A 12,475-nucleotide genomic window follows, 5' to 3' on the forward strand; every position below is an offset into this window, starting at 1 on the left:
ATAGCTTGTCCTCATCACAGGAGAGCTGATTATGAAACGTGGAGTGGTTTTTTCACCAGTAGAGTTTATTCGAAATCAGGAAGGCACCGGTTTTGCATCGGGTAGACATGTTTCCCCTCAGGACTTGAACTATTTAGTTTTATACTGGGACCGACTTGTTGCTCCAACAAGCATGATTCATATTGGTTTTCAGAATGAAGATGAGTTAATCAACTGTGGTGTTCTTGATAGACCATCTTTTTTAAAAGCGGGCGCAATATCAGCAGGGGACATCCCTCAGTTTTATGCCGACATCCAACTCCAGGCACTGGAAGAGTTAAGAGCTAAAAACGGCGATACAGACTGGTGTTTACATTTCCTTAACGAGGATATAAATGTTGCGCCAGGGCGAGCAGAATTAAAAGAAACCATACGATTTGATCTCCTTGATGAGCTCCCTGTTCCACAGATTGATGTGCCATTGCATGATGTGCTTGAATTCAAAGAAAGAAGGTCTGATGCGCTCTTGGAGTTCCATGAGTATTTGGATGAGCTTTATCTGGAAATCATGAATTCTGGGGATATACATCTTCAAAAGGCTAAGTCTATAGCAAAATTAAAGAAAGCCATTGATGGGTTAGAAAAATTAAATCAAGAAACATGGCAAAGCCCCATAAAAATGAGTATTGGACGTACCATTGAGTTTGACGCGGGTCAATTATTTGCGGGAGGTCTAACCTTACTTAATGCTTTACAAAGTACTCACCCTGTTGAAGTTATTAGAGGCGCTGCCATTCCAATGCTTATGGGTTTACTAAAAATACAAGTGAAATTACAAAGCGTTAAAAAAGGTGGCGACAAAAAAATATCTTATCTGACAATGGCGAAACGTGAAAATTTAATCAAATAATCATCCAATAATAAAAAAGCCTCGCGAACGCGGGGCTTTTTTATGCGCCTCGCACTCACAGCCTAATGATATCTTTCAGTAGTGAGCCTGGGGCATTCCGCGTTATCGGGCGGTCTTCCCGTGCGACAGGCTCACATCTAAAAGGAAACAACCATGAGCAAAGAACTTTCCGGCGCTGCTGGCGATGTCCTGCATGCGCTTTTCTTCCGTGGCGCGCTGGTGGATGGCGATTTGCCATCAAAGGCTGGCGCTGCTGAACTGCGTGAACTGGGTTATGTGGTGACGAAAGATACGGTGACGCCGTTCGCCGGGGAAAATCATTACAACTTCCTCACACCTACCGGGCAAGAGTTCGCCATCAGCTATCTGGTGGATAGCAAATTTGGCAAGCGGCCACCACGTTCTGTAAGCGAGTTGGTATTCAAGGCTGACCGTTTCAAAATAGAGGCGAATGTTGACGCTATTGTTGAAGCGATGAAAGCAACACACGCCAGACAAGAAGCGATGATGGCGGATCTGGCCTCTGCTCAGGCTGCTATTACAGAAATCATTAACCAGGCTGTGAATGATGCTATTGCTAATGCGATCAAACCGGGTGGCTTACTGTATGCGAGGAAGTGACTATGCAGGTCACTATAGATGGTGTCCCGTATGTTCCCGCCAGTAGCGTATCAGTACGGATCGGCATAGCGATAACTACACACAACAGACCAGCAGTTTTAGCCAGGGCTATTGAGCAACATCTTAACTATCTCCCGGCAGGTTCTTTGCTGGTGGTTATTGATGATGGCTCACAGCCTGCCGCCACTGTGCCGGAAGGCATTGAACTTGTTCGTCTGGAAACGTCACAGGGCATTGTGGCGGCTAAGAACGCCAGCCTGACAGCCTTGATGGATGCCGGGTGCGAACACCTGTTTTTGTTTGACGATGATGCATGGCCTATTTCCCCCGCCTGGCATCTTCCCTATATCGAATCACCAGAGCCGCATCTGGCTTATCAGTTCCTTGATCTGGCTGGGCCTAACAAGCTCAATGATATAGCTGTTCTTTATCGTGACGATAAGCACATTGCTTATACCGGGCAGCGTGGCGTGATGCTGTATTACCACCGCAGCGCGATAGAGAAGGTGGGCGGATTTGATCCGGTTTACGGGCGCGGGATGTACGAACACAGCGATCTCGCATTGCGCATCCATAACGCAGGTATGACATCGTGGGCTTATGCCGATGTGACTGGCTCCGAAAAGCTGATCCATTCCCTTGATGAACATGAAGCAGTGGAACGTTCGGTACCGAAACCGGACCGACAGGCGCTGGTGGGACGTAACGTGAAGGTCCACAACGAACGGCGGGATACAGGATTCACAGGATACGTTGAATACCGGAATCAGCGCGACGTGGTTATCACAACGCTGCTCACCAGTCAGCCTGATACGCAGCGCGGATCGAAAATGGCGGCCTCGCCAGACATGCTGACTACATGGGCGGCATCGCTTAGACAGTGTGGGCGTATCGCGCTGGTGGATGAGCTGACCACCGCACCGTCAGACGTTGAACTGTGGCGCGTGCCTGATGTGAAGATGAATGTCTACTTCCGCCGCTGGCTGCACATCTGGCAGCACCTTCGGGATCATCCTGAATACCGGTTCGTCTGGTGCACGGATGGGACCGATGTCGAAATGCTGCATGCCCCGTGGGATGAAATGGTACCTGGCCAGATTTACGTTGGCTCTGAACCGAAAACCTATTCTGACCCGTGGGCAGCCAGCAACCATCCCGAAAGCATCTACCAGCAATTCATTGAGCAGCACCGCAATGATGTGATGCTGAATGCTGGCCTGCTGGGTGGCACTCGTGAGGATGTCATGGCGATTGCTCACGGTATCGTGCGCCTTTACTACCTGACGGAAAGCAACCGGTTCTGGAAGAAGGAGCAGCCTGCCGCAGCAGTAGGCGACATGCTGGCATTCGGTATTGTGGCTTATCGGTTTAGCGATCGGCTGGTCACTGGCCCCCGAGTACATACGGTATTCAAAACAAACGGTATCGGTAAGGAGTTTGCATGGTGGCAACACAAGTGAAGTTTGTTGTTGTCGGTCACCATTCCCGACACAAGCAGGCTCATAGTCTGGCTGAAACTCTTGGCGCCATACTGTTGATTGATGCCGGGGACCACGGGGCAAACTGGAATCATCGTCGTGCGCTTGAATGGGCCGCAGGACAGAACTGTCGGGTCGTAGTCGTGGAGGATGACGCACTGCCTGTACATGGCTTCGTCGGGAAGGTTAGTGCCTGGCTCAATGATAAGCCTGACGATCTCATCAGCTTCTACCTCGGCACTGGCCGCCCGCCTCAGTATCAGGCGGCTATTGCTGAGCGCCTGATTGCTGCTGATAAGACGCGGGCTGACTTCATTACCCTGCCTCAGTTGATTCATGGCGTTTGCTACAGCGTGCCGGTTGCAAAGGTTGCGGATGTACTGGCCCGATGGGATCACAGCGCCGCCGCTGATTATGCCGTGGGCAATGCATATGGTGGCCCGGTGGTTTATCCATGCTGGTCACTGGTTGATCATGCCGACGGGGAACCGGTAGAGCGTCACCCTGACGGCATAGCGCGAACTGAGCGCCGCCGGGCATGGAGGTTGTATGACTAAGCTGCCGACATTAAAGCCCCGACTTAAGGTTATCGATACCCGTCGCATCAAGCCTGTATACGGAGAGCAGCGCCGCATCAGCGGCAGCGCCCGCGTCAGTCTTAAACGTCGCATCTGGGTACGCGACGGCGGTCATTGCTGCATGTGCGCCCGCGTTATTGAGCTGCACGAGAGCGAGCTTGACCACCGCATCGCGCTGCAGTTCGGCGGCGACAACTCAGAGCGTAATCTCTGGACTCTGTGCAAAGGATGCCATGCCGGGAAATCGGCGCGGGAAGCGGCAACCAGGCAGCCTGATGAGGAAGCATTAAAGCATGCGGTGCCCGCGGCTGAGGAGTTTCAGCATATCGTGGTGATTTGATACAGGGATAGTTTCAATTGCAACCATTCCACTTGGAATGATACCCATTATCAACACCGGGGGGGGTAGGTTTGGGTGTAAACGTCGATCGCGCCGGACACCGCCGCCTCCCTCACGCACAGAAAAAATTCCCCTCTGGAGGGTGTAAACATGTTAACAGCGCAAAAGCGAAAATTCGCGGTCGCGCTGATGTCCGGTATGTCTAAAAAAGATGCGGCAATAAAGGCGGGGTATTCTGAGAAATCCGCACGGTCTAAGGGTTCGCAACTGGCTAAAGACCCGGAAGTCATCGCGTTTATTGGGCGTAAAAACAAGGAAACTGTCGAGGTTGATGAGGTTCCGGCCTACCGAAAAAATGTTTATACCCCAGCGGTAAACAACCCCGAAAAAACATCCCCACCGGAATCACCGCCGACCTCACCGTCGGTGGCGGTGACTTATGACGATCCGCTCCAGTTCCTTATGGCGGTGATGAACAATACAGGCGAAGACATTGACGTACGGAAAGATGCTGCAAAGGCAATGCTTCCCTATATTCACCCCAAAAAAGGGGAGACCGGGAAAAAAGATGCCAAAAACGCGGCGGCGAAAGTGGCCGCTGGTGCGGGAAAGTTTGGCTCTATGGCTCCGCCAAAACTGGTCGTCAATAACAAGGGAGGGTAATTCATGGCGCAATGGTCCACGGCCTGCCCTGACTGGGAAAGTCTTCTGGTTAGCAGGCAGTCAATCATTCCACCCCCGATTTTTCCTGACCAGGCGATGCAGGCGCTGGGTATCTTTCGTGAACTGCGTGTTTCTGACCTGCCTGGCAAGCCAACGTTCGGTGAATGCTCCGAGGAGTGGGTGTTTGATTTTGTTAAAGCCATCTTTGGTGGTTATGAGGCTGATACCGGCAATCAGTTGATTCGTGAATACGGGCTGTTGATATCGAAGAAAAACACAAAATCGACCATCGCGGCCGGGATCATGCTGACGGCGCTGATCCTTTGCTGGCGTGAGGACGAAGAGCATTTGATTCTGGCACCGACGAAAGAGGTAGCCGACAACAGTTTCAAGCCTGCCGCCGGGATGATACGTGCAGACGAGGAGTTGTCGGATATGTTCCAGATTCAGGATCACATTCGCACCATCACACACCGGGTCACGCGTAACACGTTGAAAGTTGTCGCTGCTGATACCGACACCGTTTCCGGCAAAAAATCGGGCCGCGTCCTGGTGGATGAGCTCTGGTTGTTTGGCAAGCGTGCTAACGCAGAAGCGATGTTTATGGAGGCACTGGGCGGGCAGGTATCGCGAAATGAAGGTTGGGTGATTTACCTGACCACGCAAAGCGATGAGCCCCCTACAGGGGTGTTTAAGGAACGGCTGGATTACTGGCGTGATGTGCGTGATGGCAAACTACATGATCCTAAGACACTGGGGATTCTTTACGAATTCCCGGAAAGCATGGTTGAAAGCAAGGCATATCTCGAGCCAGAAAATTTTTACATCACCAATCCTAACATCGGGTTGTCCGTCAGTTCTGAATGGATAGCCGACAACCTTCGCAAAAATCAGGCGAAGACTGACGGAACCCTGCAGCAGTTTCTTGCCAAACACCTCAACATTGAGATCGGCCTGAATCTGCGTACTGACCGCTGGGCGGGAGTGGATTTCTGGGAGCAGCAGGCCAGAAGGGTGACGTTTGATGAATTGCTCCGGCGCGCCGAGGTGGTCACTGTCGGGATCGATGGCGGCGGTCTTGACGATTTGCTGGGCTTTTCCGCCGTTGGCCGTGATGGTGAAACCCGTGAATGGCTTTGCTGGTGCCACGCCTGGGCGCATGAGATAGCCATCAGACGACGTAAAAGCGAAGAGTCCCGGTTCAGTGATTTCGTGAAAGCCGGTGATTTGACCATCGTTAAACGCGTCGGACAGGACACGGAGGAAGTGGCTGAGTATGTCAGCCGTATCCACACTGCTGAGTTACTCGACAAAATTGGCATTGACCCGTCGGGCGTGGGGCAAATTCTTGATGCCCTGATCGAAGCGGAAATCCCGGCTGATTCCGTCGTGGGTGTCAGTCAGGGCTGGCGTCTTGGCGGGGCGATAAAAACCACGGAACGCAAGCTTGCCGAGGGGGTGCTGATTCATGCCGGACAGCCGATGATGTCCTGGTGTGTCGGCAATGCCAGGGTTGAGCCTAAAGGTAATGCCATCCTCATTACCAAACAGGCCAGCGGTAAGGGGAAAATCGACCCGCTTATGGCGCTGTTCAACGCGGTTTCGCTTATGGCGCTGAATCCTGAGGCGAAGAAACAGGATTATCAGGTAATTTTCATATGACTTTTAACGTCAGTAAACGACCCGCTCCGGCGGGTTTTTTCGTTTCAGGAGGCATCAAATGACCCTTAACCGCGCATGTACCATCATGACGGTAAAGGCGGTAAATGAGGACGAACGGATAATCACCGGCATCGCCTCCACGCCTTCACCTGACCGTGATGGTGACATCATGGAGCCGGGGGGCGCGAAGTTCCGCAGCGATACCCCATTCCTCTGGCAGCATGACCGCTCCCAGCCTGTCGGCACTTGCACGCCAAAGATGGTGAAAGAGGGGCTGGAAATTACCGCAAAGCTGGTGAAACCAACGCCTGACATGCCATCGCAGCTTGCAGCCCGTCTTGATGAGGCCTGGGCTTCTATTAAGGCAGGGCTGGTTCGCGGGCTGTCTATCGGATTTCGCCCCATCGAATATTCGTTCCTCGATGAAGGTGGCATCCGCTTTCTGTCCTGGGATCTGCTTGAAGTCTCCGCAGTGACCATTCCGGCGAACGCCGAATGCTCTATCCAGACCGTTAAATCTTTTGACCGCCAGTTACTCGCCGCGTCAGGCAATGAGAAACCCGTGGTTAAAGCACATAAGCCCGCTGGCGCCACAGCACCGAAAATCAATATTTATAAAGGAAACACGTCGATGAATATCGCAGAACAAATCAAAAGCTTTGAAGCTAAACGTGCAGCGCTGGCAGCTTCCCTCTCTGACATCATGGCGAAGGCGGCGGATGATGGCCGTACCCTGGATGCTGAGGAAGAAGAGAGCTACGACAACACGTCCGCTGAAATCAAGGCCGTGGATGCGCACCTTAAGCGCCTGCGTGATATGGAGGCAAATCTTGCGATCACAGCGAAGCCGGTCAGCAAAGCCGCAAACGGCGATGTAACCACCGTCACAACCAGCGCACCAGGTATCATCCGCGTTGAACAGAAGCTGGAAAAAGGCATTGCGTTTGCCCGTTTCGCCAAAGCTCTGGCCGCCGCGAATGGCAGCCGTTCGGAAGCGCTGGAGATCGCCCGCAAGCAGTATCCGGATGATGCGAAGCTCCATCATGTTCTCAAGGCTGCTGTAGGAGCCGGGACCACGACTGACCCGACATGGGCCGGGGCGCTGGTGGAGTATCAGGACTATGCACAGGATTTTGTGGAATTCCTGCGACCACAGACGATCATCGGCCGTTTTGGTCAGGGTAATATCCCGGCACTGCGTCAGGTACCGTTCAACATCCGCATCCCGGCGCAGACCTCCGGGGGTTCCGCAAACTGGGTTGGCCAGGGTAAGGCCAAACCACTGACGAAGTTTGACTTTGCGTCGATTACGTTCAGCTTTGCGAAAGTAGCCGCAATTGCTGTGCTCACTGATGAACTGATCCGCTTTTCCAACCCGGCTGCAGACGCGCTGGTGCGCAACGCCCTGGCTGAGGCGGTTATCGCGCGCCTGGACACGGACTTTATCAGCCCGTCGAAAGCAGAGGTTGCCGGTATTTCCCCGGCATCCATCACCAACGGCATCGCCGCCATTCCGTCAACAGGTAACCCTGATGATGATGCGGCGGCTGCATTTGGGGTGTTCGTTGCCGCCAGCCTGCAACCAAATGGTGCGGTGTGGCTGATGTCCAGTACTACCGCACTTGCTCTGTCGATGCGTAAAAACGCGCTGGGTCAGAAAGAGTACCCGGAAATGACATTGCTTGGGGGGACCTTCCAGGGCCTTCCGGTGATTGTCTCCCAGTACGTTGGCAATCTGCTTGTGCTGGTTAATGCACCGGATGTGTACCTTGCTGACGATGGCGGTGTTGCTGTCGATATGTCCCGCGAGGCGTCTCTGGAAATGGAGAGCGATCCGACTGGCGACAGCATCACGCCGACAGGTACCGAGCTGGTTTCCATGTTCCAGACGAACAGTGTGGCCATCCGTGCTGAGCGCTGGATCAACTGGAAACGCCGCCGTACTGCTGCCGTTGCTGTTATTTCCGGCGTTAACTACGGCACCACCCAGGGCAGCTAATGTGCTAACGGAGGGCGGGGGAGACCCCGCCGTAATACATGGCAAAAATCAGGTATCTGCAACGCACTCACGATTCGGTTCCGGGCGATGAAAAGAACGTGAACGCCCGGTGCGCCAGGGTGCTGGTTCTGTTGGGTAAAGCGGAATACATCAGCAACAAACGTGCTGGTGGTAGCAAAAAGAAAAATAACGCGGGGAATGGCTGATGTGGAACCCTTTCAGGAAAAAAGAGAAGGCCTTGCAACAGCCTGCCATTCGCGGGATCTGGACCTCACTCCTCAGTTATGTTCGTGAACCCTTTGCGGGTGCATGGCAGCGTAACCTTGAAATAAATCAGCAAACTGTTCTTTCCTTTCATGCTGTTTTTTCATGTATATCGCTGATAGCCAGTGATATTTCAAAGATGCCACTACGTATGATGCGCCGTGATTCTGACGGCATCTGGAAAGAAAACAGTGCCGGGCCTGTTGCCGCGCTTTATCGTCGGCCTAATGCCTTTCAGAACAGGATCCAGTTTTTCGAATGCTGGCTTAACTCGAAGTTATGCCACGGGAATACCGTGGTGTTAAAAATCCGCAACACCCGGGGACAAATTACAGAACTCCGTATTATTGACTGGAACAAAGTTACCCCGCTGGTTGCAGATGATGGATCAGTCTTTTACCAGATAAACCCTGACAACATGACGGGTATCGAAAAGTCAGTCACTGTTCCGGCACGTGAGGTTATTCACGACCGTTTTAACTGCCTGTTCCATCCGCTTATCGGTCTCTCCCCGATTTACGCAGCGGGCCTTGCCGCGATGCAGGGGCACCATATCCAGGAAAATTCAGCGTTCTTTTTCCGCAATGGTAGTAAGCCAAGCGGCGTGATAGAGGTGCCAGGCAATATAACGGAGGAAAACGCCAGAATCCTTAAATCCAACTGGGAAACCGGGTATACGGGAGAAAACGCCGGGAAAACAGGGCTTCTCAGCAATGGTGCCAAATATAACCCTGTCTCAATTTCAGCGGATGATGCAAAGGTGGTTGAGCAGCTCCAGATGTCCGCGAAAATCGTCTGTTCAGCGTTCCATGTCCCCACCTATAAGGCCGGAGTCGGCGAACTCCCTTCGTACGACAATATTGAGGCTCTTGAGCAACAGTACTATTCCCAGTGCCTGCAGACGCTCATTGAGTCTATCGAGTTATTACTGGATGAGGCGTTTGAACTGGAAAACGATTCCGGGACCGAGTTTGACGTAAATGCACTTCTGAGGATGGACAGCGAACGCCGCATAAAAACGCTGGGTGAGGGGGTAAAAAACACCATCATGACACCGAACGAAGCGCGGCGAAGTGAAAATCTGCCACCTGTAACAGGAGGCGATGAATTGTACCTGCAGCAGCAGAATTACAGTCTTGGCGCACTGGCCCGCCGCGATGCATCAGAGGATCCATTCGGTAAAGGCAGCCAGGCACCGCAACAGCAACCAGATAAAAGTGAAGGAAAGTCGTTATCTGATGCACAGCAATCAGCGGTAAAAGCGATGCTCCGGGGGTTACTTACCAAATGAATGAACGCGAATTATCTCTGATAAAGGCGTTAGGCGAAGAGTTTGGCCTCGTTCTTTCTGAAATGCGCGAGGTATTCAGTAAAAACCTCGAAGCACAGCGCCTGGAATTTGAAGAAAAATTGTCCCGCATTTCAACGTCCATTGATGAAATTAAAGGCACACCATCTCCTGATCTTGCTGCCATGCTTGCGGATGCGGTGGCTGCCCTGCCATCACCGCCAGAACCTCAGCTACCCGACATTGCCCTGATGATAAGTGAAGCGGTCGCCGCGTTGCCCCTGCCACAGGACTGTAAAAGTGTCACGCCGGAAGATATTAAGCCAATGCTGCAGGCGATGGTGGATAAAGCCTTTAGCGAGCTACCGGTTCCGGAAAATGGAAAAGATTATGATCCGGTGGTGCTGAAACAGGCAGTGTCAGACGCGGTGGATGAGGCGGTGGCTGCTATCCCGGTTCCGCAGGACGGTAAAAGCGTCACACCGCAAGATATGCAACCAATGCTGCAGGAGATGGTGGATAAAGCCTTTCGCGAGCTACCGGTTCCGGAAAACGGAAAAGATTATGATCCGGTGGTGCTGAAACAGGCCGTGGCCGACGCAGTAGGCGAGGTGGTGGACGCCATCCCGGTACCACAGGACGGGAAAAGTATTACGCCGGACGATGTTAAGCCTATGCTGGAGGAACTGGTTACAGCATCTATGCCGGTGCTTCCCGATATCAAATCGCTGATCGCTGATGCTGTGGCCGCCATGCCACCCGCTGAACCCGCAAGGGATGGAGAAGATGGTCGCGATGCGCTGGCGCTCGAGATACTCCCATTTATTGATGAAGGTAAGAGCTATCCGCGTGGGTCTTATGCAACCCATAAAGGCGGTCTGTGGCGCGCATACGAGAAAACACATAACATGCGCGGCTGGGAATGTGTGGTTGATGGTGTTGCAGGCGTCGAGATTGATCGCACTGACCAGCGGCATTTCACCTTAACGGTAAACCGTTCGAGCGGTGGCAGTGAAACCAAATCCTTTGACGTGCCGGTCATGCTTTACCGTGGCGTTTTCAAATCCGGTGATGAATATCTGCCTGGTGATACGGTCACATGGGGTGGTTCGCTCTGGCACTGCGATGAGAAAACTCAGGGCAAGCCTGGTGAACCCGGCTCGACTGGCTGGACACTGGCGGCCAAACGCGGGCGCGATGCGAGGGACAGGCCATGATTGAATTGATCACTCTGGCGGAAATTAAGGCGCACCTCAAAATTGACCATGATATTGATGACACTGAACTGAAAGAAAAAATCCAGGAGGCCAGCGCCGTACTTCTGGATTATATCCAGGGGAGCAGGGATAAGGTGGTGGACAGCAGCGGAAACCTGATTGAAGGCGAATCACTTTCGCGCATGAAGGCATCCACTATGCGACTGGTTGGCATGCTGTACCGCAACCCGGACCTTGCGGAAAAGGAAGATCTGCAGCCCGGTGAGTTGCCTTTCTCTGTGACGGCTTTCATTTATAGCCTTCGCCGGCCAACCATTATGTGAGGTGAGCATGTCAATTGCGGCAGGACGTCTTATTCATGTTGTCACCATTCAGAATGCTGTCACAAGCAGATCTCCCTTTGGCGAACTTACTCAGGAATGGGTCGATGGTGAACAGATCAGGGCAGATATCAGGGCGATAAGCGGGAGGGAACTCATTACTTCCGGTGCTGAAAAAGCTGAGGCAACGGTTCGTGTCTGGGTGCGGTTCAGGGCAGGTATTACAGCAGCTTCCCGATTAAAAGTGCTTTCTGGCCCTTTTCGCGGTCAGATCCTTGAAGTGTCAGGGCCGCCGATTCCTGACAGTCGCGGTACCAGACTCGAAATTTTGTGTAAGCAGGGGGTGGTGTCGTGATTGACCATACACTGGATTTTTCCGGGCTGTTGGATATTTCTCACGATCTTGAGCGGCTCAGCAAAGCGGAAAATAAAAAGGTTCTGCGGGATGGTACGCGCGCAGGGGCGGAAGTACTGAAGCAGGAGGTCATCCAGCGCGCGCCAGAACGTACCGGGAAACTGAAAAAGAATGTCGTTGTTGTGACAATGCGCGGTAAGCGTAATGTAATCGCTTCGGGTGTGCATATCCGCGGTGTTAATCCGGCAACGGGTAACAGTGACAACACCATGAAGGCCAGCAACCGACGGAACGCGTTTTACTGGCGTTTTGTAGAGTTAGGCACATCGAACATGCCCGCTCACCCCTTTGTGCGTCCTGCCTTTGATACCCGGCAGGAAGAGGCGACCCGCGCTGTGATCGCCAGGATGAATACAGCGATTGATGAGGTGCTGTCAAAATGAAGGAATCTGATGTATTTCACCTTATCGGTTCACTGGCGAACGGTCAGGTATATATGGATATCGTTCCGTTGAATGATGCCGGGAAACCTGCAGTTGCGCCTCCGTGGATCACTTTCACATTTGTGTCTCAGAGTTACGGCGACACCTTTTGTTCACCGGCAGAGGAAACAACCTTTGTACAGGTTGATGTGTACTCAAGGAGTGTTGAAGAGTCATGGGAACTCCGGGAGCAGGTTGTCATCGCTCTTACACCGTTGCAGTTTACCCGCATGTCTAAAACGGGCGGCTACGAACCTGATACAAAATTGCGGCGGGCAACGCTGGAAATTTCGGTTCAGCAGTAAGTAAAAATCCGTCA

General features: G+C 52.6%; 15 protein-coding genes. All 15 read left to right on the forward strand.

The features are described 5' to 3' along the window. Window positions 1-31: 31 nt before the first annotated feature. The 15 genes from ABIB59_RS06765 to gp17 all read left to right on the forward strand — a co-directional run bounded on the left by ABIB59_RS06765 (window position 32) and on the right by gp17 (window position 12,461). The gene (locus tag ABIB59_RS06765) at window positions 32-889 is read left to right on the forward strand and encodes a DUF6236 family protein (protein ID WP_354034602.1); all 858 of its coding nucleotides are present in this window, start codon (window positions 32-34) and stop codon (window positions 887-889) included. A 153-nt stretch (window positions 890-1,042) separates the two neighbouring features. Further along, on the forward strand, window positions 1,043-1,510 hold the full coding sequence (locus ABIB59_RS06770; RefSeq protein WP_354034604.1) for a hypothetical protein: 468 nt from the start codon (window positions 1,043-1,045) through the stop codon (window positions 1,508-1,510). Window positions 1,511-1,512: 2 nt separating this feature from the next. Further along, window positions 1,513-2,970, forward strand: a complete 1,458-nt coding sequence (locus ABIB59_RS06775; RefSeq protein WP_354034606.1) for a glycosyltransferase family 2 protein — start codon at window positions 1,513-1,515, stop codon at window positions 2,968-2,970. Then, entirely contained in the window at window positions 2,952-3,545 is a 594-nt protein-coding gene (locus ABIB59_RS06780) for a hypothetical protein (RefSeq protein WP_354034608.1), read from the forward strand. Before ABIB59_RS06775 ends, ABIB59_RS06780 begins: the two co-directional genes overlap by 19 nt. Beyond that, complete coding sequence (locus ABIB59_RS06785; RefSeq protein ID WP_354034610.1) at window positions 3,538-3,906, forward strand: HNH endonuclease; 369 nt, start codon at window positions 3,538-3,540, stop codon at window positions 3,904-3,906. The genes ABIB59_RS06780 and ABIB59_RS06785 overlap by 8 nt, the downstream gene beginning before the upstream one ends. 150 nt (window positions 3,907-4,056) lie before the next feature. Further along, window positions 4,057-4,569 (forward strand): terminase small subunit, encoded by a 513-nt coding sequence (locus ABIB59_RS06790; RefSeq protein ID WP_354034612.1) that lies wholly within the window; start codon window positions 4,057-4,059, stop codon window positions 4,567-4,569. 3 nt (window positions 4,570-4,572) lie between these two features. After that, window positions 4,573-6,231: a terminase large subunit gene (locus tag ABIB59_RS06795; protein WP_354034614.1), complete on the forward strand. Its 1,659-nt coding sequence runs from the start codon at window positions 4,573-4,575 to the stop codon at window positions 6,229-6,231. 58 nt (window positions 6,232-6,289) lie between these two features. Next, window positions 6,290-8,230: a phage major capsid protein gene (locus tag ABIB59_RS06800; protein WP_354034616.1), complete on the forward strand. Its 1,941-nt coding sequence runs from the start codon at window positions 6,290-6,292 to the stop codon at window positions 8,228-8,230. Window positions 8,231-8,268: 38 nt separating this feature from the next. Next, complete coding sequence (locus tag ABIB59_RS06805) at window positions 8,269-8,436, forward strand: hypothetical protein (protein WP_354034618.1); 168 nt, start codon at window positions 8,269-8,271, stop codon at window positions 8,434-8,436. Next, window positions 8,436-9,785 (forward strand): phage portal protein, encoded by a 1,350-nt coding sequence (locus tag ABIB59_RS06810; protein ID WP_354034620.1) that lies wholly within the window; start codon window positions 8,436-8,438, stop codon window positions 9,783-9,785. Before ABIB59_RS06805 ends, ABIB59_RS06810 begins: the two co-directional genes overlap by 1 nt. Further along, window positions 9,782-10,999, forward strand: coding sequence for a phage gp6-like head-tail connector protein (locus ABIB59_RS06815; protein ID WP_354034622.1), 1,218 nt, complete (start codon window positions 9,782-9,784; stop codon window positions 10,997-10,999). The genes ABIB59_RS06810 and ABIB59_RS06815 overlap by 4 nt, the downstream gene beginning before the upstream one ends. Further along, on the forward strand, window positions 10,996-11,322 hold the full coding sequence (locus ABIB59_RS06820; protein ID WP_085005741.1) for a head-tail connector protein: 327 nt from the start codon (window positions 10,996-10,998) through the stop codon (window positions 11,320-11,322). The genes ABIB59_RS06815 and ABIB59_RS06820 overlap by 4 nt, the downstream gene beginning before the upstream one ends. Window positions 11,323-11,335: 13 nt before the next feature. Next, window positions 11,336-11,674: a phage head closure protein gene (locus tag ABIB59_RS06825; protein WP_354034954.1), complete on the forward strand. Its 339-nt coding sequence runs from the start codon at window positions 11,336-11,338 to the stop codon at window positions 11,672-11,674. Continuing rightward, window positions 11,671-12,117, forward strand: a complete 447-nt coding sequence (locus ABIB59_RS06830) for an HK97-gp10 family putative phage morphogenesis protein (RefSeq protein WP_354034624.1) — start codon at window positions 11,671-11,673, stop codon at window positions 12,115-12,117. The genes ABIB59_RS06825 and ABIB59_RS06830 overlap by 4 nt, the downstream gene beginning before the upstream one ends. Next, a complete protein-coding gene (gene gp17, locus ABIB59_RS06835; RefSeq protein WP_354034626.1) occupies window positions 12,114-12,461 on the forward strand; it encodes a tail completion protein gp17 in 348 nt (115 codons plus the stop codon). Before ABIB59_RS06830 ends, gp17 begins: the two co-directional genes overlap by 4 nt. Window positions 12,462-12,475 lie beyond the last annotated feature (14 nt).

It is taken from the genome of Citrobacter sp. UYEF32, from assembly GCF_040546205.1.
In the GTDB taxonomy this organism is placed as follows: Bacteria; Pseudomonadota; Gammaproteobacteria; order Enterobacterales; family Enterobacteriaceae; genus Phytobacter; species Phytobacter diazotrophicus.

Bases quoted from the DNA above. Each gene is read 5' to 3' on its own strand.
- ABIB59_RS06765 (WP_354034602.1), top strand. From the start codon at position 32: ATGAAACGTGGAGTGGTTTTTTCACCAGTAGAGTTTATTCGAAATCAG.
- ABIB59_RS06770 (WP_354034604.1), top strand. From the start codon at position 1,043: ATGAGCAAAGAACTTTCCGGCGCTGCTGGCGATGTCCTGCATGCGCTT.
- ABIB59_RS06775 (WP_354034606.1), top strand. From the start codon at position 1,513: ATGCAGGTCACTATAGATGGTGTCCCGTATGTTCCCGCCAGTAGCGTA.
- ABIB59_RS06780 (WP_354034608.1), top strand. From the start codon at position 2,952: ATGGTGGCAACACAAGTGAAGTTTGTTGTTGTCGGTCACCATTCCCGA.
- ABIB59_RS06785 (WP_354034610.1), top strand. From the start codon at position 3,538: ATGACTAAGCTGCCGACATTAAAGCCCCGACTTAAGGTTATCGATACC.
- ABIB59_RS06790 (WP_354034612.1), top strand. From the start codon at position 4,057: ATGTTAACAGCGCAAAAGCGAAAATTCGCGGTCGCGCTGATGTCCGGT.
- ABIB59_RS06795 (WP_354034614.1), top strand. From the start codon at position 4,573: ATGGCGCAATGGTCCACGGCCTGCCCTGACTGGGAAAGTCTTCTGGTT.
- ABIB59_RS06800 (WP_354034616.1), top strand. From the start codon at position 6,290: ATGACCCTTAACCGCGCATGTACCATCATGACGGTAAAGGCGGTAAAT.
- ABIB59_RS06805 (WP_354034618.1), top strand. From the start codon at position 8,269: ATGGCAAAAATCAGGTATCTGCAACGCACTCACGATTCGGTTCCGGGC.
- ABIB59_RS06810 (WP_354034620.1), top strand. From the start codon at position 8,436: ATGTGGAACCCTTTCAGGAAAAAAGAGAAGGCCTTGCAACAGCCTGCC.
- ABIB59_RS06815 (WP_354034622.1), top strand. From the start codon at position 9,782: ATGAATGAACGCGAATTATCTCTGATAAAGGCGTTAGGCGAAGAGTTT.
- ABIB59_RS06820 (WP_085005741.1), top strand. From the start codon at position 10,996: ATGATTGAATTGATCACTCTGGCGGAAATTAAGGCGCACCTCAAAATT.
- gp17 (WP_354034626.1), top strand. From the start codon at position 12,114: ATGAAGGAATCTGATGTATTTCACCTTATCGGTTCACTGGCGAACGGT.